At 72.4% G+C, this 21,197-nt stretch carries 21 protein-coding genes; 6 read left to right on the plus strand and 15 right to left on the minus strand.

Going from position 1 to position 21,197, the window contains the following annotated elements; all coding sequences use genetic code 11:
- Window positions 1-13: 13 nt before the first annotated feature.
- The gene (locus WAB15_RS08895) at window positions 14-466 is read right to left on the minus strand and encodes a GNAT family N-acetyltransferase (protein WP_399144185.1); all 453 of its coding nucleotides are present in this window, start codon (window positions 464-466) and stop codon (window positions 14-16) included.
- A gap of 82 nt (window positions 467-548) precedes the next feature.
- Window positions 549-2,051 (minus strand): PLP-dependent aminotransferase family protein, encoded by a 1,503-nt coding sequence (locus WAB15_RS08900; protein WP_407285891.1) that lies wholly within the window; start codon window positions 2,049-2,051, stop codon window positions 549-551.
- Between WAB15_RS08900 and WAB15_RS08905 the strand changes: the two genes are divergently transcribed.
- Window positions 2,050-3,036: a DMT family transporter gene (locus tag WAB15_RS08905; RefSeq protein WP_399144187.1), complete on the plus strand. Its 987-nt coding sequence runs from the start codon at window positions 2,050-2,052 to the stop codon at window positions 3,034-3,036. The genes WAB15_RS08900 and WAB15_RS08905 overlap by 2 nt on opposite strands.
- A gap of 303 nt (window positions 3,037-3,339) precedes the next feature.
- Window positions 3,340-3,549: a DUF1918 domain-containing protein gene (locus WAB15_RS08910; protein ID WP_399144188.1), complete on the plus strand. Its 210-nt coding sequence runs from the start codon at window positions 3,340-3,342 to the stop codon at window positions 3,547-3,549.
- Window positions 3,550-3,592: 43 nt separating this feature from the next.
- Here WAB15_RS08910 and WAB15_RS08915 read toward each other — a convergent pair whose 3' ends face one another.
- Window positions 3,593-4,822: a glycoside hydrolase family 10 protein gene (locus WAB15_RS08915; protein WP_407285892.1), complete on the minus strand. Its 1,230-nt coding sequence runs from the start codon at window positions 4,820-4,822 to the stop codon at window positions 3,593-3,595.
- A gap of 159 nt (window positions 4,823-4,981) precedes the next feature.
- Here WAB15_RS08915 and WAB15_RS08920 point away from each other — a divergent pair, with 159 nt between their 5' ends.
- Window positions 4,982-5,851, plus strand: coding sequence for a 3-hydroxybutyryl-CoA dehydrogenase (locus WAB15_RS08920; protein WP_407285893.1), 870 nt, complete (start codon window positions 4,982-4,984; stop codon window positions 5,849-5,851).
- A 451-nt stretch (window positions 5,852-6,302) separates the two neighbouring features.
- A complete protein-coding gene (locus WAB15_RS08925; protein ID WP_399144253.1) occupies window positions 6,303-6,560 on the plus strand; it encodes a hypothetical protein in 258 nt (85 codons plus the stop codon).
- A gap of 63 nt (window positions 6,561-6,623) precedes the next feature.
- Here the strand turns inward: WAB15_RS08925 and WAB15_RS08930 are convergent, their stop codons facing one another.
- The 3 genes from WAB15_RS08930 to WAB15_RS08940 all read right to left on the minus strand — a co-directional run bounded on the left by WAB15_RS08930 (window position 6,624) and on the right by WAB15_RS08940 (window position 9,313).
- Window positions 6,624-7,154 carry an NUDIX domain-containing protein gene (locus tag WAB15_RS08930; protein ID WP_399144254.1) on the minus strand — a complete coding sequence of 177 codons (531 nt, stop codon included), beginning with the start codon at window positions 7,152-7,154 and terminating at the stop codon, window positions 6,624-6,626.
- A 48-nt stretch (window positions 7,155-7,202) separates the two neighbouring features.
- Window positions 7,203-8,540, minus strand: a complete 1,338-nt coding sequence (locus tag WAB15_RS08935; RefSeq protein ID WP_407285894.1) for a transcriptional regulator — start codon at window positions 8,538-8,540, stop codon at window positions 7,203-7,205.
- A 95-nt stretch (window positions 8,541-8,635) separates the two neighbouring features.
- Window positions 8,636-9,313: a TetR/AcrR family transcriptional regulator gene (locus WAB15_RS08940; protein ID WP_407285895.1), complete on the minus strand. Its 678-nt coding sequence runs from the start codon at window positions 9,311-9,313 to the stop codon at window positions 8,636-8,638.
- 81 nt (window positions 9,314-9,394) lie between these two features.
- On the opposite strand from WAB15_RS08940, the gene WAB15_RS08945 reads away from it, so the two are divergent.
- A complete protein-coding gene (locus tag WAB15_RS08945; protein ID WP_399144258.1) occupies window positions 9,395-10,318 on the plus strand; it encodes an oxidoreductase in 924 nt (307 codons plus the stop codon).
- Window positions 10,319-10,348: 30 nt separating this feature from the next.
- On the opposite strand, the gene WAB15_RS08950 is transcribed toward WAB15_RS08945, so the two are convergent.
- From WAB15_RS08950 to infC, 8 genes are all read right to left on the minus strand, one after another.
- Window positions 10,349-11,599: a PP2C family protein-serine/threonine phosphatase gene (locus WAB15_RS08950; RefSeq protein ID WP_407285896.1), complete on the minus strand. Its 1,251-nt coding sequence runs from the start codon at window positions 11,597-11,599 to the stop codon at window positions 10,349-10,351.
- A 309-nt stretch (window positions 11,600-11,908) separates the two neighbouring features.
- Entirely contained in the window at window positions 11,909-14,434 is a 2,526-nt protein-coding gene (gene pheT / locus WAB15_RS08955) for a phenylalanine--tRNA ligase subunit beta (protein WP_399144261.1), read from the minus strand.
- Window positions 14,434-15,558, minus strand: a complete 1,125-nt coding sequence (gene pheS, locus WAB15_RS08960) for a phenylalanine--tRNA ligase subunit alpha (RefSeq protein ID WP_399144262.1) — start codon at window positions 15,556-15,558, stop codon at window positions 14,434-14,436. Before pheS ends, pheT begins: the two co-directional genes overlap by 1 nt.
- Window positions 15,559-15,796: 238 nt before the next feature.
- Window positions 15,797-16,945: an ATP-binding protein gene (locus WAB15_RS08965; protein ID WP_407285897.1), complete on the minus strand. Its 1,149-nt coding sequence runs from the start codon at window positions 16,943-16,945 to the stop codon at window positions 15,797-15,799.
- Window positions 16,946-17,027: 82 nt separating this feature from the next.
- Window positions 17,028-17,882: a TrmH family RNA methyltransferase gene (locus WAB15_RS08970; RefSeq protein WP_399144264.1), complete on the minus strand. Its 855-nt coding sequence runs from the start codon at window positions 17,880-17,882 to the stop codon at window positions 17,028-17,030.
- A 132-nt stretch (window positions 17,883-18,014) separates the two neighbouring features.
- Complete coding sequence (gene rplT, locus WAB15_RS08975) at window positions 18,015-18,398, minus strand: 50S ribosomal protein L20 (RefSeq protein ID WP_384428642.1); 384 nt, start codon at window positions 18,396-18,398, stop codon at window positions 18,015-18,017.
- 104 nt (window positions 18,399-18,502) lie between these two features.
- Window positions 18,503-18,697, minus strand: coding sequence for a 50S ribosomal protein L35 (rpmI, locus tag WAB15_RS08980; protein ID WP_085925914.1), 195 nt, complete (start codon window positions 18,695-18,697; stop codon window positions 18,503-18,505).
- 121 nt (window positions 18,698-18,818) lie between these two features.
- Complete coding sequence (gene infC, locus WAB15_RS08985) at window positions 18,819-19,505, minus strand: translation initiation factor IF-3 (RefSeq protein ID WP_393488145.1); 687 nt, start codon at window positions 19,503-19,505, stop codon at window positions 18,819-18,821.
- A gap of 345 nt (window positions 19,506-19,850) precedes the next feature.
- Between infC and WAB15_RS08990 the strand changes: the two genes are divergently transcribed.
- A complete protein-coding gene (locus WAB15_RS08990; protein ID WP_399144265.1) occupies window positions 19,851-20,231 on the plus strand; it encodes a DUF1844 domain-containing protein in 381 nt (126 codons plus the stop codon).
- Window positions 20,232-20,317: 86 nt separating this feature from the next.
- Here WAB15_RS08990 and WAB15_RS08995 read toward each other — a convergent pair whose 3' ends face one another.
- The gene (locus WAB15_RS08995; protein WP_407285898.1) at window positions 20,318-21,106 is read right to left on the minus strand and encodes an MIP family channel protein; all 789 of its coding nucleotides are present in this window, start codon (window positions 21,104-21,106) and stop codon (window positions 20,318-20,320) included.
- Window positions 21,107-21,197 lie beyond the last annotated feature (91 nt).

Raw genomic sequence — 21,197 nt, forward strand, 5'->3', positions numbered from 1 at the left:
AAGCTCCTGTTGGTCAGATCACGATAGGACCGGGGTCGACCAGTCCGAGCGTCATCCACTGCTCCGGCGCCACCAGCGGCCGGAAACCGACCTTCTCGTACACGCCGTGGGCGTCCTTGGTGGCGAGCGTCAGCCGGCTCAGCCCGCAGGGTGCCAGATGCTCGGCTATCGCCTCCACCAGGGCCGTGCCCAGGCCCCTGCCGCGGTCGTCGCGGCAGACATAGACATCGCACAGCCAGGCGAAGGTGGCGTGGTCGGTGACAACCCGGGCATAGGCGACCTGGCGGCCTGACCCGGACTCGTACAGACCGAAATTGAGCGAGCCCGCGACGGCGCGGTCATGCAGCTCCCGGGGGCGGTCCAGCGCCCAGTAGGCGTCGGTGGACAGCCAGCGGTGGACCAGGTCGGCGTCGAGGCGGGCCGGGTCGGGGCTGAGCTCGTAGCCGTCGAGGGCGTGATCGTTCATGCCGGGAGGTTCGCAGAAGAGCCGGGGCCGCGTCGAACCGCCGGAGGCGGTGCGACGCCGCGGCCCGCCGGCGCCCCTCAGCTCACCCGCACCCCACCTCCTCGCAGGCCGTGCGCAGCCTGCGGACACCCTCGGTGAGTTCACCGGTGCCGGCCGCGGCCGCGAAGCTGATGCGCAGATGCCCGGCCGGCGGCTCGGCGGCGAAGTACGGCCGGCCGGCCGCGACCGCGACGCCGGCCCGCAGCGCCGCGCCGGTCAGCGCCGCCTCGTCGGTACCGTCCGGCAGCCGCAGCCAGAGGTGGAACCCGCCCGGCGGGATGTGCAGGCCGCCGGGTCGGCCGCGGTCCCTGCCGTACGCCGTCCCGGGGCCGGGCCCCTGCTCGACCAGCGCGGGCAGCCGCGTGCGCAGGGCAGCGGTCAGCGCGTTGCGGCGGGCGGTCAACTCGCCCGCGACCAGCCGCAGATGGCGGGGCCAGGCGGTCGAGCCGACGAGTTCCAGGGCGGCCTCCTGCAGCGGCCCCGGGACGAAGAAGTTGTCGACGACCTGGACGGCACGCAGCCGGTCGAGGACCGGGCCGCGGGCGGCGAGGACGCCCACCCGGAGGTTGGGCGAGGTGACCTTGGTCAGGGAGCGGATGTGCACGACCGTACCGTCGCGGTCCTCCGCCATCAGGGTCGGCGGGAGCGCGGGGGCGTCGCCGTGGCCCAGCAGCCGCGCGAAGTCGTCCTCGATGACGAACGCGCCGGCCGCGCGGGCCACCCGCAGCACCTCGCGCCGCCGCTCCCCCGCGAGCACCACCCCGGACGGGTTCTGGAACAGCGGCTGGCAGACGAAGAGCCGCGCGCCGCTGGCACGGAAGGCGTCGGCGAGCAGATCCGTACGCACCCCGTCCGCGTCGATCGGCACGGGCACCGGCCGCACACCGGAGGCGCGGGCGACGGCGAGCATGCCCGGGTAGGTCGGGGACTCGACGAGCACCGGAGCGCCGGGCGCGGCGAGCGCGCGCAGCGCGGCGGTCAGCGCGTTCTGGCCGCCCGCGGTGACCAGCACGTCGCTCGCGGAGAGCGCGCCACCGGGGCCGCCGATCTCCCGCGCGAACCAGGCGCGCAGCTCCGGCACGCCCTCGACCGGCGGCCGCCCCCAGGCGCCCGGCCGGCGACCGGCCCGCGCCAGTGCGGCGGCCAGGGCGCGCTCGGGCTGCAGACCGGGGTGGAGGTAGCCGCCGTTGAGTTCGATCACTCCGGGGGCCGGTCTGGCGAGCGTGGCGAGCACGCCGGAGGCGTCCACGCTGCGCGGCACCTGGTCGGCGGCCGGCTCCGCGCTCAGCGCGATCTCCTGCCAGGAGGTGTCCAGCGGCCGCGGCGCCTCGGCGCGGGGCTCGGCCCGGAAGACGCCGGCGCCGGGCCGGGTGACGACCAGGCCCTCGGCGGCCAGTTCCGCGAGCGCCCGGGAGACGGTCACCGGACTGACCCGATGCCGCTCCACGAGGGCACGACTCGATGGCAGTTTCTCACCCGGGGAGTAGCGGTCCAGCTCCCTGCGCAGGGTCGCGGCGAGTTCTGCTCCACTGCTACGCTCTTGCATGAGAGCCAACGATAGCGCTACTGCCTCGGATGCGATAGCGGTCGACACCCCGTCCGCCGCCGGCCAGGGCGCCCCGCACCTCGCCGCCGCGGGCACCCGCACGGTCGCCCCCACCGCCCACGGCTCCGTAGCCACCCGCGGCGTCCTGCTCGCCGCCCTCGGCGTCGCCGCCTTCTCGCTCACCCTCCCCGCGACCTCCTGGGCGCTGGAGGGCATGGGCCCCTGGACGGTGGTGATGCTGCGCAGCGTGCTGGCCGCCACGCTGGCCGGCTGCGCGCTCGCGGTGTTCAGGGTGCGCGTGCCGGAGCGCCGCCACTGGGCGGGGATCGCGGTCGTCACCGGCGGTGTGGTCCTCGGCTTCCCGCTGCTGACCACGCTCGCCCTGGAGACCTCCACCACCTCTCATGCGGCCGTGGTGATCGGCCTGCTGCCGTTGGCCACCGCCGCCGGCTCCGCCCTACGGACCGGCGCCCGGCCCTCCCGCACCTTCTGGATCGCCTCGCTGATCGGCGCCGTCGTCGTCATCGGCTTCGCGGTGCAGCAGAGCGGCGGGGCGCCCAGTCACGGCGATCTGCTCCTGTTCGCGGCGCTGCTGGTGTGCGCGGCCGGCTATACGGAGGGCGGCCGGCTGGCCCGCCATATGCCGGGCTGGCAGGTGATCGGCTGGGCGCTGGTGCTGGCGCTCCCGGTGACGGTGGCGGGCGCGGCGGTCGCCCTCTCCACCGAACCACTGCGGCTGACCGCGCACGCGGTCGGCGGGCTGCTGTGGCTGGCGTTCGGCTCGCAGTTCCTCGGGATGGTCGTCTGGTACCGGGGAATGGCCGCGATCGGTATCGCCAAGGCGAGCCAGCTCCAACTCGCCCAGCCGCTGCTGACTCTGGTGTGGTCCGTCCTGCTGCTCGGCGAGCGGCTGCCGCCGGCCGCGCCCGCGGCGGCACTGGCGGTCCTGGCCTGCATCGCGGTCACCCAGAGGGCACGGGGGTAACCGCCGCCCATCGGGAGGCACGACGCGAACGCCGGCCCACCGGGAAGCGCCGCGTACCCGCGCTCCTGGCCCGCCCACCCCCCAAAGGGGGGTGGGCGGAGGGGAAAGCGCGAACGGGAAATCACGGACGACCTTCCAAGGTGCGCCCCCCGCTTCCGGACGTAAACTTGCCGCGATGGCGCGTACCGCCGTCCGGGCCGCGTCCGGCCCGTCACCCGTTGAAATCGTTGGCCGTTCAACCGCTCGGCCGTAGCGTCGTCGGCCGTACGGGTCCATGGCCGCCCGAAGCGTGGAGGACCCCTGATGCACGCGACCAAGGGCGACCGGCTGGTGGTGCACGGCAGGACCGTGGGACATCACGACCGGGTCGTCGAGATCATCGAGGTACTGGGGACGAACGGCGATCCGCCGTACCGTGTCCGTACCGAGGACGGACACGAAGCGATCATGTCGCCCGGCCCCGACTCGGTCGTCCGGCACGCGAAGACCTCCGACATCGACCCCGGCCGATAAGGCACCGCACACGGATTTTCGCGACGGCCGTGGCGGAAGGCCGCTACGGCCGTGTCGGACTGCCGTAATGATCGTGTACGACGCGCGCCAGCGCACCCGTCCGGTCCTTGGCCACCTCCTTCGCCGAGAAGTAGATATGCCCGCCGACCTGCGGGTAGCCGCGGGCGAAGGTGAGGTGCCGGGAGAGTTCGGCCGGGTTCTTCCAGGCGGCCGGCTCACTGGTGCCGGCCTTGTAGAGCGCCTCGCCGATGTAGAGGTCGACGCCGGTGCCCTCGACGGTCCGTGACCACCAAGGCACCAGCTCGGCGTAGTCGGCGCCCTCGGTGCCGAGCGGCCAGTAGACCTGCGGCGCGATGTAGTCCAGCCAGCGCTCGCGCACCCAGCGGCGGGTGTCGGCGTACATGCCGTCGTAGGTCTCCACCCCGGCCCGCGTACGGGAGCCCTGCGGGTCGGTGCTCTGGTTGCGCCAGACCGCGAACGGGCTGACGCCGAACCGCACCCGGCGCCCGGACCGCGCTCCCCCCTCCTTCAGCCGCTGCGCCGTCTCGTGGACCAGCCGGTCGATGTTGTCCCGCCGCCAGTCGGCCCGGCTGTCGAAGTCGCCGCCGTACGCGTCGTACGCCTCGTCGTCGTCGAAGTGTGCCCCGGCGACCGGATACGGATAGAAGTAGTCGTCGAAGTGCAGCCCGTCGACGGGGTAACGGGCGACCGCGTCCAGCATCGCGTCCTGGACGAAGGCACGGACCTCCGGCAGCCCGGGGTTGTAGTAGAGCTTGCCGCCGTAGGCGACCGTCCACCACCAGTTCCGGCGGGCCGGGTGGCCGGCGGCCAGCCGCTGCGGATCGGTGTGGTGGGCGATCCGGTACGGGTTGCACCACGCGTGCAGTTCCAGCCCGCGGCGGTGCGCCTCGCGGACCGCGAAGTCCAGCGGGTCCCACCCGGGATCGCGGCCCTGCTGCCCGGTCAGGGACTGGGCCCACGGCTCGTACGGGGAGGGCCACAGCGCGTCCGCGGTGGCGCGCACCTGGAAGAAGACCGTGTTGAGCCGGTGCTTGACGGCCGAGTCGAAGTGGGCGCGCAGCTCGCGCTGTTGCTCGGCGGGGGAGAGCCTCGCGTCGGAGGGCCAGTCCAGGTTGCCGACGGTCGCCAGCCACATGCCCCGCATCTCGCGCCGCGCCCCACCCGCCGAGGGCGCCGCCGCACCCGACGCCAGCAGCGAGGAGGCCGCACCGAGCGCGGCCACCGCGAAGCCCCTTCGTGTGATCCGTCTCATCAAAAGTCCCCAGCTTGTCCGTTTCATCCTGTCCTGAGGGCTCAGAATGCCCGCCCCGGCGGCCGTAGCACAGCACCGCGCGGAGTAACGTCGGGGCCGAGGCGGGCGTCGGACCCTTACGGCGTACCGCCGGTCCTGAAGAACAGCGAAAGGCACGAGGTGACGGACTCATTTGCCGACATTGCACGCGTCGGAGTGGTCGGTTGCGGCCAGATGGGCGCAGGCATCGCCGAGGTGTGCGCCCGCGCCGGGCTGGACGTCATGGTCGCCGAGACCACCGGCGAGGCTCTGGAGCTGGGCCGCACCCGCTTGACCAACTCCCTCGGCAAAGCCGCCGAGCGCGGCAAGATCACCGTCGCCGAGCGCGACGCGACGCTCGATCGGCTCAGCTTCACCACCGACCTCGGTGAGTTCGCCGACCGCGATCTCGTCATCGAGGCCGTCGTGGAGAACGAGCAGGTCAAGACCGAGATCTTCCAGGTCCTCGATCAGGTGATCACTCGGCCGGACGCGATCCTGGCGTCCAACACCTCGTCGATCCCGCTGGTGAAGCTGGCGGTCGCCACCTCCCGCCCCGACCAGGTCATCGGCATCCACTTCTTCAACCCGGCCCCGGTGCAGAAGCTGGTCGAGCTCATCCCCGCCCTCACCACCGGCGAGGAGACCATCAAGCGCGCCGAGGCCCTGGTGCAGGACGTGCTGGGCAAGCGCGCCATCCGCGCCCAGGACCGCTCCGGCTTCGTCGTCAACGCCCTGCTCATCCCGTATCTGCTCTCCGCGATCCGGATGTTCGAGTCGGGCATCGCCAGCCGCGAGGACATCGACAACGGCATGGAGATGGGCTGCGCCCACCCGATGGGCCCCCTGAAGCTGTCCGACCTGATCGGCCTGGACACCGTGGTCTCGGTCGCCGACTCCATGTACCACGAGTACAAGGAGCCGCTCTACGCCGCTCCCCCGCTGCTCCAGCGGATGGTGGACGCGGGCCGGCTGGGCCGGAAGTCCGGGTCGGGGTTCTACTCGTACTAGAAGGTGCCGCGACACCGCCAAGTGGCGCTGTTCCAGGGCGAGTTCACCTGGAGCAGCGCCGACGGCGGCCCGGTGGCGCGGGGGCTCTCGCTGCCCGCAGCGTCGGCCTGAGCGCCATCATGGAGGAGTTGCCCGCCCGCCGCTCGGGGGAGTTTCGGCGGGCGGACTCCGGGCCGGCGGGCGCCCATCCGCCGGCTTCGGTTCCCCGTGGGGACTTCGAGTCAACTCCCCCGCGCGCGGCCACGGGAGCGTGTGCGGGGCCCCGTCGGGAGTGCGGGGTTCACACCCCGTGCGAACGCGGTCGCGGCGTCACCCACGGTCACTTCACACGGGGTGTGAAGTGCGGACCCGTATCGGCCCACCGCACACGCTCCCGCCCATCGGCGCAGCGCAGTTGACTGAGGCGCGTACGCACGACGAAGTCACTGACCGAAGGAATGAGGAGCGGACCGTGACCGCCCACCCCGAACCCGACCTGACCACCGCCGACTTAGCGGAGCTGCGGCGTCTGCTCGACGTACGCACCGCCCGGGTCGACGGCCAACTCGCGCTGCAGGCGCAGCGCACCGAGCAGAGCGAGCGTGACGCGGACGAACTGACCGCCCGCGTCATGCGGTTGGAGAGCACCCGCTGGCCACTGCCGTCCCTCGCCGCGCTCACGGGCCTCGCGGCACTGGTGGTCGCCCTGTGGCAGGCGCTCGGCCGATGAGCCCCCGGCCGCGGGCGGACGGCAGAATCGTCCCGTCCGCGGCCGGTCGGCCCCGTATTCGGCTCAGCCCAGGTGGATGTGGTGCAGCATCAGCAGGGCCGCGGCCATACCGGCGGCCGGCACCTCCCCTCGCCCCACCATGTCGGGCACCAGTTTCAACGGCACCCACTCGCGCCGCTCGGACTCGAAGTCGTCCTGCGGCAGGCCGAGGTACTCCCCCTCGTCGGACCAGTAGATGTGATGCCGCGCGTCGGTGAGGCCGTTGGACGGCTCCACGGTGAGCAGGTGCCTGAGCGGGCCGGGACGCCACCCGGTCTCCTCCTCCATTTCCCGCGCGGCCGCGGCCGCGACGTCCTCGCCGTCCTCGACGACCCCGGCCGCCAGCTCCCATCCCCAGGTGTCGGTGATGAAGCGGTGCCGCCACAGCAGCAGCACCTCGTGGGCCGCGTTGACCACCGTGGCGACGGCGACCGGCCGCATCCGGATCAGGAAGTGCTCCAGGTGGCGGCCGTCAGGCAATGCCACATCGGCCAGATTGACCCGGAACCACGGGTTCGCATAGACGGGCTTCTCGCTGAGATTGTTCCACCGCACGTAACTGCCACCTTCCGCTGTTGGACCGGCAAGGTGACACGTGCCCGGTCAGAGCGGAACGCGCAGCACCTCGTCGATGAGATCGGCCGCCTCGTCCGTCGCGGAGCTCCCGGTCTCCGCCAGATGCTCGCGCACCGCCCGCAGCCGGTCCCGCAGCCGCTGCGACTCCATGCCCCGCGCCTGCTCCGTCATCTGGGCGGCGTTGGCCACGGCCCGGTCCGCATCGCCCTGGCGCAGCTCGATATGGGTGAGCATGGCCAGCCGGTGGACCCGTCCGCGGTCGTGGGCGGGGGTGTCGACGGCGGCGTCCGCCTGCTCCCGGGCGGCCCGCAGGTCACCGAGGCTGAGGAGTGCCTCCGCCACTTGTACGTTCACCAGGCCGGGCTGCACATAGCCCGTCTCGGCCGGCTCCAGGCCGGGCCGGATGCGCTCCGCGGCCGCCTCCGCGCGCCGGATGCACGCCAGCGCGCTGGTGCCGTCGCCGAGCCGGGCGTAGGACTTGGCCTGCATCGCGTAGAGGTCCGCGGAGAGCGCCGGGGTGATCTGCGGGCCCGCGGCCCGCAGCGCGGCCTCCGCGAAGGCCACCGCCTGGCGGTACTCCCGTACGAAGAGGGACTGGTTGACCAGCAGCGCGATGATGTACGCGCCGAGGCCGCGGTCCCTGCTGGCCTTGGCCAGCCGCAGCGCCTGGTGGAAGTAGCGCTGGGCGAGCCCGAGGGCGTCGGAGTCGTAGGCGCAGATGCCGGCGACGGCGACCAGCCCGCCGGTCGCCCGGTGGAGCTGACGCCCCGTCGCATCGCTGTAGCTGCCCCGCAGCAGCGGCGCCGCCTCGGTGTTGAGGAATCCCACGATGCGCGCTCTGGTCGCGATACCGCCCGCCTTGCGGTACATCTGCTCGTAGTGGGTGCGCGCGGCGCGCAGCATCTCGATGTCGGCGAGGCCCACCCGGGTCAGCCCGTCGCGCGAGACGTCGGAGTCCTCGGGCGGGTTCTCCCACTCCCATACGGGGATGACCGCCGAGGTACCGGTGAGCGCGGGGGCGGCGAGCACATGCGGCCGCTGCTGCTCGTCGGACCGCCACAGCGCGGTGGCCCGCTCGACGAAGCCGGACAACGGGGTGTCGGGGGCGCTCTGGCGTCCCGGGCGGCTCAGTCCGATGTCGTCGAGTCCGACCGGCCGGTGCAGCCGTTCGCCGAGGATCTCACAGATCAGGTCCGGTACCTGGCCGCGCGGCCGCTGGCCCTTCAACCACCGGGCCACCGCGGTGTGTTCGTACCTCAGCGCCAGCCCGCGCTGCCGCCCCAGCCCGTTGATCCGGGCGGCCAGCCCGGCGTGCGAGATACCGGCCTCGTCGAGAATCGCATCGAGCAGGGTATTGGGCTCCACAACGGCCTCCCGGTGAGCGGACCCGCCGCCGGGGCTCCCCGCTCATGGCCTTGTCGACTTCAGCACTCCGCCAGTCGAGCGTAGTGAACCCCGCTTCACACGGGGTGTGAAGTGCCCCGAGGCGGGCGCGGAACCAGGCAGTGGAGCCCGGGCGCCCCTTCGGACCAGGTGACCTCACGGCCGTCCGCCGCGCAGCCCCGCAGCATGTACGCGATCACGTCGTCGAGGCCGGAGGCGACCTCGTCCGCGGAGAGCACGCCGCTGGTGGCGAACCCGGCGAAGCCGTGCAGGGTGGTGAAGAGCGGCATCGCGATCCGTTCGACGGGGCCTTCCCTCACGTCGCCGCTGCGTTGCCCGTCCGCGGCCAGTTCCACGGCCATCGCCGCGAGCCGGTGCGCGGCCGCGATCAGCGCCTCGGACGCCTCCGGCTCGTGCTTGACCGTGTACATCAGGTCGAGGAGTACCGCGTTGGCGACGGCGAAGTCCACATAGGCGCGGACGAGCGCGCCCAGCCGCTCGGCGAAGGACTCGCCCGCCGCCTCCTGGGACGCGGTCAGGGCCGCCTCCATGCGTTCGAACCCGGTGAGCGCCAGCGCGTCCAGCAGCGCCTGCTTGTCCTTGAAGTGCCGGCTCGGCGCGGCGTGGCTGACGCCGAGGTCACGGGCGAGTTCCCGCAGGGACAGGGCTCCCGGACCCTTCTCGCGGAGCGTCTGCTCGGCGCGGTCCAGCAGCGCGGCGCGAAGGTCTCCGTGGTGGTAGCGACGAGTCTGCATGGCCGCCATCCTAACGCCCATGTATTCACTGGCTACATTGTTGTCATTGACAGCATTGTTGGCGCTGCCTACATTGAGGGCATGGCTCACACACCCACCTGGAACGCCACCCGCCTCCCCGACCAGACCGGCCGCACCGCCGTGGTCACCGGCGCCAACAGCGGGCTCGGTCTCGCCACCGTCGACGCCCTCGCCCGGGCCGGCGCGCATGTCGTGCTCGCCGTACGGGACGTCGGGCGCGGCGAGGAGGCCGCCGCCACCGTCAAGGGCGCCAAGGGCACGCTCGAAGTGCGCCGCCTCGACCTCGCCGACCTCGCCTCCGTGCGCGCGTTCGCCGAGTCCTGGCAGGGCGGACTGGACCTGCTGATCAACAACGCCGGAGTGATGGCCGTCCCGGAGTCCCGCACCAAGGACGGCTTCGAGACGCAGTTCGGCACCAACCACCTCGGTCACTTCGCGCTGACCAACCTGCTGCTGCCGCACCTCACCGACCGCGTGGTCACGGTGGCGTCCATGGCGCACAAGGCCCCCGGCACCCGCGTCCACTTCGACAACCTGGACCTGACCGGCGAATACACCCCCTACCGGGCGTACTCCCAGTCCAAGCTGGCCAATCTGCTGTTCACCCTGGAACTGCAGCGCCGCCTGACCGCGGCGGGCTCAACCGTGCGCGCCCTCGCCGCACACCCCGGCTACGCCGCCACCAATCTGCAGAGCCATGACGCCAGCGCGGTCCGGCGGGCGCTGATGCGGGTCGGCAACAAGGTGATCGCCCAGGACAACAGGGCCGGCGCGCTGCCGACGCTGTACGCCGCCACCCAGGACCTGCCCGGTGCCGCCTATCTGGGCCCCGACGGGTTCGGCGAGATGCGCGGCGGGCCGACGATGGTCAGCAGGTCGGCCGCGGCCAGCGACCCGGACGGCGCCAAGCGCCTGTGGGCGGCCTCCGAGGAGCTGACCGGCGTCGGCTTCCCCTCGCTGAGCGGCAAGGAGGCCACCGCGTAAAACGGGCGCCGACGGGTTCGACGACAGGAGCTAGGAGGCGTCCCCGCCGGTCCCGCGCCCGCCGAGCGAGAGCGAACACCGCCCCGCCCCGGCCGCCCGGGCCGGCTGCCGCGCCCGGTCGTTGCAGAGCATCAGCAGCGCCACATCGTCCGTCAGCCGCCCACCGGCATGCCGCAGCAGCGCCTCGCGCACCTCGCCCACCACCGCGGACGGCGCGGGGCCGCGGGGCGACCCGGCCGCCGCGACGCTGTCGCGCAACGCCTCCGTCAGCGGGAAGAACTCCCCCGCCGCGTCCCGCGAGTCCACCGCCCCGTCGGTGTGCAGGAACAGGGCCGATCCGGGCTCCAGCCGACCGCACCGCACCGCGGACAGCTCCTCCGGCAGCGGAAACAGCCCCAGCGGCGGCATCGGATCGGCCGGGGCGACCAGGGCGACCGGCGCCACCGCCCCGCGGTCGATCCGATACGGCCATGGATGCCCGCAGTTCAGCGCCGTGACCGACCCGTCCTGCGCGATCTGCACCAGCAGCAGCGTCACGAACTCCTCCGCGAGCGGGCTCACCGCCTCCGCACCGCCCATCGGCTGCTCGCCGCGCCCCCGCTCCCGCAGATGCCGCTGATGCGACAGCTCCAACCGGCGCAGCACACCGGCCAGTTCGGGCTCGTCGTGCACCACCTCGCGGAAGCTGCCGAGCATCGCCGCGACCATGCCCATGGCCTCCAGGCCGTGCCCGCGCACATCCCCGATCACCGCCCGGACGCCGTGCCGGGTCCCCACGACCTCGTACAGGTCCCCGCCGACCACCGCGCCCTCGCTCGCCGAGAGGTGATCGGCCGCCAGCACCAGCCCGTCGATCCGCGGCGGCAGCGGTCGCAGCAGCACCCGCTGCGCGGCCGCGGCGACCTCGCGGGTGCGCTCCAGCTCCCGCACCAGCCGCAGCCGCCGGCCGGCCGTCAGATAGCTGGCGCCGATCACCGCGAGGATCGCACCGCAGGTCAGCGCACGGGTGCCGGGCTCGGCCCCGGGCCCCGCCGCGCCGAAGGGCACAAGAGCGAGCAGTGCGCACACCCCGCCCAGCAGGACGCACTGGCGGCGGCCGGTGCCCGCGCAGGCGATGGCGGGTGCGGCGGCGAGGAGTTGCAGCAGCTGACCGCTGGTCGGGTGGCACAGCTCCCAGCCCACCACGCCGAGCACCCACAGGCCCGGCAGGACGAAGACCACGGCCCGCCGGACACGGGCCGCGCCGGCGCGTGCCGCGCCCCGCGTCCACGTTCGGATCATGCCGATGGTCCCCCTAGCCGGTGGCCCCTTGCAGGTGTTGCGCCGATCGGTTCGGCCCGCTGCCGCGGTCACGCGGGCCTCATCGACCACGTCGATTCTCGCGACGTTATATGCCCATCCCGCGACGATAGGTAAATAACCACTCGATTGGGTGATGGCGCAGGGATCCGATGGTCTCCCCGCCCCGCCGGTCCCCCACAGGCACCACACGGCCCTCCCACCGGAGACCGAACCCACCGCATACGAAGGGGCGAGGGCGCGGAAGGCTCACACCCTCCGCGCCCTCGCCCCGCACACAGGCAGCCGGCGTCAGCCGCGCAGCACCGCTCCGGTCCGCTCCACGGCCACGGCCACCGCCGCGTCGCGGGCGGCCGAGGCCTCCTCCGCGGTCAGCGTGCGGTCCGCGGCGCGGAAGCGCAGCGCGTACGCCAGGGACTTCTTGCCCGCACCGAGCTGCTCGCCGGTGAAGACGTCGAAGAGCCGCAGCGACTCCAGCAGTTCGCCCGCACCGTCGCGCAGCGCGTTCTCGACGTCCGCCGCCGGGACCGAGTCGTCGACGACCAGCGCGACGTCCTGGGTCGCGACCGGGAAGGCCGAGATCTTCGGCGCGCGCAGCGGACCGGCGCCGGCCCGCTCCAGGCGGTCCAGGTCGATCTCCATCGCGCACGTACGCTCCGGCAGCGCGAGCGACTTGATGACGCGCGGGTGCAGCTCACCGGCGTTGCCGACGAGCACCTCCTCGCCGTCGACAAGGGCGAGCAGCGCCGCGCACCGGCCCGGGTGGAACGGCGCGTGCTGGTCCTGACGGACGATCAGCTCGACGCCGGCCTCCCGCGCGACCGTACGGCCCGCCTCGATGGCGTCCGCCCAGGTCCCGGGGCGCCCCTCGCCCCACCAGCCGGCCTGCTCACGGCCCCCGGCGAGCACCACGGCGGCGCGCCGCGGCTGCTGCGGGAGGGAGGCGTCCAGCGAGGCGATCTCGTCGTCGGTCGGCCGGCGGTCGACGACCAGCCGGCTGGCCGGCTTCTCGTCACCGGACGCCCGGAAGACCGGCCCGGTCTCGAAGAGCGCGAGATCGTGCGTGCCCCGGCCGTAATTGCGGCGCAGCGAGCCGAGCAGCCCCGGGATCAGGGTCGTACGGAGGTCGGGCTCCTCGTCGGACAGCGGGTTGACGAGGGTGACCGCCGCGCGCCGCGGGTCGTCCGCCTCGATGCCGAGCTGGTCGAGGACGTGCGAGCCGGTGAAGGGGTAGTTCAGCGCCTCGACGTAGCCGGCGCCGGCCAGCGCCCGGCCGACCCGGCGGTGCAGCCGCTGACGCTCGGTCAGCCCGCGGCCGGCCGGCGGCTTGGGGAGCGTGGAGGGCAGGTTCTCGTAGCCCTCCAGCCGGATGACCTCCTCGGCCAGGTCGTTGGGGTCGCTGAGATCGGGCCGCCAGGACGGCACGGTCACGACCAGCTCGTCCTGGCCGTAGACGTCGCAGCCGACCTGCTGGAGGCGGCGGACGACGGTCTCCCGGCCGTAGGCGACGCCGGCGACCTTGTCCGGGTGGTCGGCGGGGATGGTGAGGGTGCGCGGCCCGCGGGGCGAGACGACCTCGGTGACGCCGTCCTCGGCGGTGCCGCCGCCGAGCAGCACCAGCAGGTCGACGGTCCGCTGCGCCGCGGCCGACGCGGCCTCCGGGTCGACGCCGCGCTCGAAGCGCTTCGCCGCCTCCGAGGACAGCTTGTGCCGGCGGGCCGTACGGGCGATGGTGATCGCGTCGAAGTGCGCGGCCTCCACCACGATGTCGGTGGTGCCGCGCGGCTGTCCGGTCTCCGGGTCGGCGACCGGGCCGGCGATCTCCGTGTTGGCGCCGCCCATGACACCCGCGAGGCCGATGGGGCCGCGGTTGTCGGTGATGACCAGGTCCTCGGCGTCCAGCACCCGCTTGGTGCCGTCCAGGGTGGTCAGCTGCTCGCCGGGGGTGGCGCGCCGGACGCCGATCGGACCGTCCACGGTGGTGCGGTCGTAGGCGTGCAGCGGCTGGCCGAGCTCCAGCATCACGTAGTTGGTGATGTCGACGGCGAGCGAGATCGGGCGCATCCCGGCCTTCTGCAGCCGGCGCTGCAGCCAGATCGGGGAGCGCGCCTCGGGCTCCAGGCCGGTGACGGTGCGGGCCGTGAAGCGGTCGCAGCCGATGGGGTCGGAGACCTTGACCGGGTAGCCGGCGGTGTTCGGCGGCGGCACGTCCAGCAGGGCCGGGTCGCGCAGCGGCAGTCCGTAGGCGGTGGCGGCCTCGCGGGCGACACCGCGCATCGACAGGCAGTAGCCGCGGTCCGGGGTGACGGCGATGTCCAGCACCTCGTCGACGAGCTCCAGCAGCTCGATGGCGTCGGTGCCCACCTCGTACTCGGGCGGCAGCACGATGATGCCGCCCGAACCGTCGTCGCCCATCCCCAGCTCGTCGCCGGAGCAGATCATGCCGTGCGACTTACGGCCGTACGTCTTGCGCGCGGCGATCTTGAAGTCGCCGGGCAGCACGGCGCCCGGGAGGACCACCACGACCTTGTCGCCGACGGAGAAGTTGCGGGCGCCGCAGACGATCTCCTGCGGCTCGCCGGTGCCGTTGGCGTCGCCGACGTCGACGGTGCAGAAGCGGATCGGCTTCTTGAAGCCCTCCAGCTCCTCGATGGTCAGCACCTGGCCGACGACGAGCGGGCCCTTGAGGCCCTCGCCGAGCCGCTCGACGGTCTCGACCTCCAGGCCGACGGCAATGAGCTTGGCCTGTACGTCACGGCCGGACTCCGTCGCCGGCAGGTCGACGTACTCCCGCAGCCAAGAAAGCGGGACCCGCATCAGATCTCCATCCCGAACGGCCGGGTGAACCGGACGTCGCCCTCGAACATGTCGCGCATGTCTTCCACGTTGTGCCGGAACATCAGCATCCGGTCGATGCCGAACCCGAAGGCGAAGCCGCTGTACTTCTCGGGGTCGACACCGCAGGCGACGAGCACCTTGGGGTTGACCATTCCGCAGCCGCCCAGCTCGATCCAGCCCTCGCTGGAGCAGGTGCGGCAGGGGCGGTCGGGGTTGCCCACGGACTCGCCACGGCAGACGTAGCAGACCATGTCCATCTCGGCGGACGGTTCGGTGAACGGGAAGTAGTTCGGCCGCAGCCGGGTCTTCATGTCCGGACCGAACAGCGCCCGGACCATGTGGTCGAGAGTGCCCTTGAGGTCGGCCATGGTCAGGCCCTCGTCGACGGCGAGCAGCTCGATCTGGTGGAAGACCGGGGAGTGCGTGGCGTCCAGCTCGTCGGTGCGGTAGACCCGCCCCGGGCAGACGACGTAGACGGGCGGCTCGCGGTCGACGAGCGTACGGGCCTGCACCGGCGAGGTGTGGGTGCGCAGCACGACTCCGCTCTCGTCGCCCTCGGTGCCGTTGCCCTGGACGAAGAAGGTGTCCTGCATCTGGCGCGCCGGGTGGTCGGGCACGAAGTTGAGGGCGTCGAAGTTGAACCACTCCGCCTCGACCTCGGGGCCCTCGGCGACCTCGTAGCCCATCGCGACGAAGACGTCGGCGACCCGCTCCATGAACGTGGTGAGCGGGTGCCGGGCGCCGGCGGGGGTGCGGTCGTAGGGCAGCGTGACGTCCACCGCCTCCTCGACGAGCACTCGCGCGTCGCGCTCCGCCTCCAGCTCCTCCTGGCGGGCCTTGAGCGCCTGGTTCACCCGGCCGCGGGCCTGGCCGACGCGCTTGCCGGCCTCCGCCTTGGCCTGCGGGGGCAGGGCGCCGATCTCGCGGTTGGCGAGGGCGAGCGGTGAGGTGCCACCGGTGTGCGCGATCTTCGCCTGGGCGAGCGCATCGAGGTCGCCCGCGGCGGCGATGGCGACCAGCGCCTCGTCCAGCCGGGCGGCGATCTCTTCCGGTTTCAGGGCTTCGACCTCGACAGGGTCGTACGACTTATTGGGTGCGGACATCTCTTCCCGTGCTTCCGGTGGACTGGCTTGGCTTGGCTCGCTTCGCCTCGGCTCTTCGATCACAAAGGTCGGATGCCGAGCCCGCGCTGTGCCCGCGATGCCTGTGCGCCAAAGGTGCCAAAGGTCAAGTCTAAGGGGGACGGGCGGCGCGGCCGGCCCGAGGGCGTGTCATTCGGATCGGGCCGGGCTGATCCGAAAGACACGCACGAGCCCCTGCGGGGCGCCCGCCGCGCGGTGCTCAGGCCAGGAAGGCCGGCGTCGCGACGGGCAGGCTAAATCGGAACTGGGCGCCGCCGGCGGGGGCCCGGCCGACCGTGATCGTGCCGCCGTGCGCCTCGACGATGCCCTTGACGATGTACAGGCCCAGGCCCGTGCCGCCGCGCTTGCTGCCCCGCCAGAAGCGGGTGAAGACGCGGCTCATCGACTCCTCGGGAATGCCGGGGCCCTCGTCGCTCACGGTGACGCTCGTCCCCTCCGTGCTGGTCGCGTCCGTTACCGGTCCGACCTCGATGGTGACGGTTCCCTCGCCGTGGCGCACCGCATTTTCCAGCAGATTGCCCAGCACTTGGTCGACCTTGTCCGGGTCCGCCCACAGATCCGGCAGCGGCTCCCGCATCCGGATCAGGAAGCGGTCCGGCTGCTGGCCGGCGGTGGTCTGCGCCTGGACGTGCCGACGGACCGCGGCGATCATGTCGACGCGCTGCCGGCGGACCTCCAGCCGCCCGGAGTCGATCCGGGAGATGTCCAGCAGCTCGGCGATCAGGCGGGTGACGCGGTTGGCGTCGGCGTCCACCGTCTCCAGCATCAGCCGCTTCTGGTCGTCGGTGAAGCGTTCCCACTTTTGGAGGAGGGTGGCGGTGAACCCCTTGACGGAGGTCAGCGGCGAGCGCAGTTCATGGGCGACCGTGGCGATCAGCTCGGCGTGGCTCAACTCCGTACGCCGCCGGGCCTCGGTGCCGCGCAGCGCGATCACCAGCCGCTGCACGGGCCCCGTGGGCCGGCTGCGGACGTAGCGGGCGGAGACCAGCACCTCGCGGCCGCCGAGCAGCAGATTGCGCTCGGGCTGGCCGCGGCGGATGGCGAGCCCGCCGTAGGGATCGGTGAGCCGCCACCAGCGGCGGCCCTCGACGTCCTGGAGCGGCAGGGCCTGTTCCAGGGGGCGGCCGAGCGCGTCCTCGGCGGCGATTCCGGTGATCCTGGCGGCCGCGGCGTTGAAGCAGACCACCCGGCCGGTCTCGTCGGAGACGACCAGGCCGTCGGGTAGATCGTCGGGGTCGAGTCCCGCCCCGTACGCCTCCGGTCCGGTGGCGGGCGATGGTCCCCGACCGGCTGCGTCGGCCGAACCGCTGTCAGTGGCGACTGTGACGCCGGAAGTCCTCACACTCATCCCCGTTACCCCCTCCCGGGCCCCCGGCACGCAAGACTACTAGCTCGCCTCGGATGTGCCGGGACGATCCGCGCTACGCCCCTCAGGCGGGTGACACCGCGCGGCAGCCGCCGGGGCTGCGCTGGGCGCGGGCGGAGGCGTAGAGGCAGACCGCGGCGGCGGTGGCGAGGTTGAGGCTCTCCGCCCTGCCGTGGATGGGCACCCGTACGACGGCGTCCGCGAGCGCCCGGGTCTCCTCGGGCAGGCCCCAGGCCTCGTTGCCGAAGACCCAGGCGGTGGGTCCGCCCATGGAGCCGGTGTCCAATTCGGCGTCCAGGTCGCGGTCGCCCGCGCCGTCGGCGGCCAGGATGCGTACGCCGGCGGTCCGCAGCCCCTCCACCACGCGCTGGACCGGTACGCCGACCGCCACCGGCAGGTGGAAGAGCGAACCGACCGAGGCGCGCACCGACTTGGGGTTGTACAGGTCCACCGAGGCGTCGGTCAGCACGACCGCGTCCGCGCCGGCGGCGTCCGCGCAGCGCAGCACCGTACCGGCGTTGCCGGGGTCGCGGACGTTGGCGAGCACCGCGATCAGCTGCGGGCGGGCGGCGAGGATCTCCTCGAACGGCGAGTCCAGGAACCGGCAGACGCCGAGCAGGCCCTGGGGCGTGACGGTCTGGGAGATGTCCGCGACGGTCCGGTCGTCGGCGAAGTGCACCCGTACGCCGGCCGCGTGGGCCGCCTCGACGATCTCGGCGTGCCGCTCGGCGGCCTCGGCGGTGGCGAACAGCTCGATGAGGGTGGGCGTGCCGTCGACGCGGTGGGCGATGGCCTCCCGTACGGCCTGCGGGCCCTCGGCGATGAACCGGCGCTCCTTGCCGCGGAAGGCACGGCGGGCCAGCCGCCGGGCGGCGGTGACGCGCGGGGAACGCGGGGAGATCAGCTCGGGGGTGCCCATGGGCGGCGGCTCACTTCTGTTGTTCGGTGCGTGCGGGGACGAGGGCCGGTCCGTCGGCGCCCGGTCCGGAAATGCGGCGGACCCGCAGGCCGGGGCCTGCGGGTCCGCGTCACAACGTCGTCAGGCTGGGGTTCAGGCAGCCTTCGGGGCGTTGACGTCGCTGGGAAGCGCCTTCTGAGCGGCCTCGACGAGCGCGGCGAACGCGTTCATGTCGTTGACCGCGAGGTCCGCGAGGATCTTGCGGTCGACCTCGATGTTGGCGGCCTTCAGACCCTGGATGAAGCGGTTGTAGGTCATGCCGTTCTGGCGGGCAGCGGCGTTGATGCGCTGGATCCACAGCTGACGGAAGTCGCCCTTGCGCTTCTTGCGGTCGTTGTAGTTGTAGACGAGGGAGTGGGTGACCTGCTCCTTCGCCTTGCGGTACAGGCGGGAGCGCTGGCCGCGGTAGCCGCTGGCCTGCTCGAGGATCGCCCGGCGCTTCTTGTGGGCGTTGACTGCCCGCTTGACGCGTGCCACTTGTTAACTCCTTGTAGCGGGGTCGTGGTTGTCGTCACACGACCCGAGTCGATTGGGTCCCGGTCGAAGTCGCGCGCCCCGGTCGTCGTGTGGGGCGCGGCGGCTCACTTGCCGAGAAGCTTCTTGATCTTCGCGGCGTCGCCCGGGGCCATCTCGGCGTTGCCACTGAGGCGACGCGTCACGCGGGACGACTTGTGCTCGAGCAGGTGGCGCTTGCCGGCGCGCTCGCGCAGCACCTTGCCGGAGCCGGTGACCTTGAAGCGCTTGCTGGCACCGCTGTGCGTCTTGTTCTTCGGCATGCGCCGTTCTCTCCTCGTCAGTGGCGCTCCCACCGGCACGGACCGGCTAGCGGGAGCGTCAGATGTATCGGTTGGTATCCGGGGCGGGTGCCCCGGCATGAATCCGGGGCTCGCCCAGAGATCACGCCTCGGCGGGCTCCTCGGCGGGCTCCTCCGCGGGAGCTCCACCCTGGCGCTCCGCCTTGCGGGCGGCCTGCGCCTCACGGGCCTCGGCCATCGCCTCGGTCTTCTTCTTGTGCGGACCGAGGACCATGATCATGTTTCGGCCGTCCTGCTTCGGGTTCGACTCGATGAAGCCGAGGTCCTCCACGTCGGACGCGAGCCGCTGCAGCAGCCGGAAGCCCAGCTCGGGGCGGGACTGCTCGCGACCACGGAACATGATCGTGATCTTGACCTTGTCACCCTGCTTGAGGAACCGAACGACGTGACCCTTCTTGGTGTCGTAGTCGTGCGGGTCGATCTTCGGCCGGAGCTTCATCTCCTTGATGACCGTGTGCGCCTGGTTCTTGCGCGCCTCACGGGCCTTCATGGCCGACTCGTACTTGAACTTTCCGTAGTCCATGAGCTTGCAGACCGGCGGACGGGCGTTCGCCGCCACCTCGACCAGGTCGAGGTCGTACTCCTGCGCAAGCTCCAGGGCCTTGGCAAGCGGCACAATGCCGACCTGCTCGCCGCTGGGACCGACGAGTCGCACCTCGGGGACGCGAATCCGGTCGTTGATGCGGGGCTCGGCGCTGATGGATCCTCCTCGGTAGCACCACGCGACGGCCTGGCGGACTGCCGCGTAACGTCTGTTCGGTGTGACCAACCGCGCCGGTACATGCAAAACGCCCCGGACGGGACACAGGCGGGGCTCCACATAGATCTGGAGCACCGCCGCGAAGTCTCCGCGGGGCGCAGCCGGACCGTTGACCCGCCAACCTAGAGGTCGGTCGGGTGGGAGATCGGAGCCTCCACTTGTGGGCCGGTCACATGCGTGTCCGGCCGGTCGGAACACCAGAATACACGAGTCAAGGGGTGGCACCCACTCCTGTGCGGGCACCGGCGGCGGCGCGGAAGCGCTCCGCGCCCAGGATGACACTCCCGGACGCGGGCCTCGTGAGCGCTGCCCATAGGCTGGAGTCGACCCCTCAGCAGGAAGAAGCCCGAAGACATGAGCGACCAGACCCCGCAGCAGCCCGACCCCGCGAGCGCGGCGCAACCCGACTTCGACGCCATGACCCGTGACATCGCCGAGGTGCCGGCGGTCGAGGTGATCACCACGGTCGCGGTGCATCTGATGAGCTCGGCGGCGGTCAACCTGGGGCTCGCCGAGGACGGCTCGGCGCACAAGGACCTCGACGAGGCGCGCAAGCTCATCCAGGCGCTCGCCGGGCTGGTCACCGCCAGCGCCACCGAGATCGGCTCGTACCACGCGGCCCCGCTGCGGGACGGGCTGAAGTCGCTGCAGCTGGCGTTCCGCGAGGCGTCGGTCGTCCCGGACGAGCCGGGGCAGGGTCCCGGGGAGAAGTTCACCGGCCCCGTTTACGGCTGAGCCACGGTTTTTCCGCACACGCGAAGGGCCCCGACCGGGAGACGGTCGGGGCCCTTCGCGTGTGCGGGCGCGGGTGGCGCCCGGGCTCAGGGGCGCCCGCCGGGGCCGGTCGCGGCGTCGGTGGGCATGCCCTCGTCGGCGACGATGAACGGCTCGTGGGCCGGATGGGTGACCTGATGGACCACGGCCGCCAGGGCGCCGCCGATCAGCGGCGCCACGATGAACAGCCACAGCTGGGTGATGGCCGCGCCACCGGCGAACAGGGCCGGGCCGATGGACCGCGCCGGATTCACCGAGGTGCCGGTCAGCGGGATGCCGACGAGGTGGACGATGGCCAGCGCCAGGCCGATCGCCAGTCCGCCGAAGCCGAGCACGGCCACCTTGTGGGTGGCCGACAGCACCACGAAGACGAACAGGAAGGTCATCACGATCTCGATGACGAAGGCACCGCCGAGGTTGATGTGCACCGCCGAGCGGTCGCCCCAGCCGTTGGTGCCGAAGGACCCGTGCGTCTGCAGGCCCGGGATCTGCGTGGCGACCAGGAGGAGCAGCGCGGAGCCGACGATGGCGCCCAGGATCTGGGCGATCCAGTACTCGACGGCCGTGCGCACCGTGATGCGGCGGGCCAGCAGCATGCCGAGCGTCACCGCGGGATTGATGTGGCATCCCGAGATCGGGCCGAGGGCGTAGGCCAGTGCCAGCATCGTGAAGCCGAAGGCCAGGGCGATGCCGAAGGCGCCGATGTACTCGCCGGCCAGCACCACCGAGCCGACGCCGAAGAACACCAGAAGCAGCGTGCCGAGGAACTCGGCCACGACGACGCGGGTCAGAATCGTGGAGGTCGCCGCCTCCGTCTCCGTCTCGGATTTCTCCATGGGGGCTCTCCTCGCGTGGATCTTGAGCTCTCCTCGCATTGTGCGGCCCTGGAGACGACCCCGCCCGTTGGCGGCCCCGGGCCCGGGCGGG

The sequence above is a fragment of the Streptomyces sirii genome, assembly GCF_045690365.1.
Classification (GTDB): Bacteria; Actinomycetota; Actinomycetes; order Streptomycetales; family Streptomycetaceae; genus Streptomyces; species Streptomyces sirii.

What these genes read in the sequence shown, in the direction of transcription:
- WAB15_RS08895 (WP_399144185.1), bottom strand. Translation starts at nt 466, where the DNA reads ATGAACGATCACGCCCTCGACGGCTACGAGCTCAGCCCCGACCCGGCC.
- WAB15_RS08905 (WP_399144187.1), top strand. Translation starts at nt 2,050, where the DNA reads ATGAGAGCCAACGATAGCGCTACTGCCTCGGATGCGATAGCGGTCGAC.
- WAB15_RS08900 (WP_407285891.1), bottom strand. Translation starts at nt 2,051, where the DNA reads ATGCAAGAGCGTAGCAGTGGAGCAGAACTCGCCGCGACCCTGCGCAGG.
- WAB15_RS08910 (WP_399144188.1), top strand. Translation starts at nt 3,340, where the DNA reads ATGCACGCGACCAAGGGCGACCGGCTGGTGGTGCACGGCAGGACCGTG.
- WAB15_RS08915 (WP_407285892.1), bottom strand. Translation starts at nt 4,822, where the DNA reads ATGAGACGGATCACACGAAGGGGCTTCGCGGTGGCCGCGCTCGGTGCG.
- WAB15_RS08940 (WP_407285895.1), bottom strand. Translation starts at nt 9,313, where the DNA reads ATGCAGACTCGTCGCTACCACCACGGAGACCTTCGCGCCGCGCTGCTG.
- WAB15_RS08945 (WP_399144258.1), top strand. Translation starts at nt 9,395, where the DNA reads ATGGCTCACACACCCACCTGGAACGCCACCCGCCTCCCCGACCAGACC.
- WAB15_RS08950 (WP_407285896.1), bottom strand. Translation starts at nt 11,599, where the DNA reads ATGATCCGAACGTGGACGCGGGGCGCGGCACGCGCCGGCGCGGCCCGT.
- pheT (WP_399144261.1), bottom strand. Translation starts at nt 14,434, where the DNA reads ATGCGGGTCCCGCTTTCTTGGCTGCGGGAGTACGTCGACCTGCCGGCG.
- pheS (WP_399144262.1), bottom strand. Translation starts at nt 15,558, where the DNA reads ATGTCCGCACCCAATAAGTCGTACGACCCTGTCGAGGTCGAAGCCCTG.
- WAB15_RS08965 (WP_407285897.1), bottom strand. Translation starts at nt 16,945, where the DNA reads ATGAGTGTGAGGACTTCCGGCGTCACAGTCGCCACTGACAGCGGTTCG.
- WAB15_RS08970 (WP_399144264.1), bottom strand. Translation starts at nt 17,882, where the DNA reads ATGGGCACCCCCGAGCTGATCTCCCCGCGTTCCCCGCGCGTCACCGCC.
- rpmI (WP_085925914.1), bottom strand. Translation starts at nt 18,697, where the DNA reads ATGCCGAAGAACAAGACGCACAGCGGTGCCAGCAAGCGCTTCAAGGTC.
- WAB15_RS08990 (WP_399144265.1), top strand. Translation starts at nt 19,851, where the DNA reads ATGAGCGACCAGACCCCGCAGCAGCCCGACCCCGCGAGCGCGGCGCAA.
- WAB15_RS08995 (WP_407285898.1), bottom strand. Translation starts at nt 21,106, where the DNA reads ATGGAGAAATCCGAGACGGAGACGGAGGCGGCGACCTCCACGATTCTG.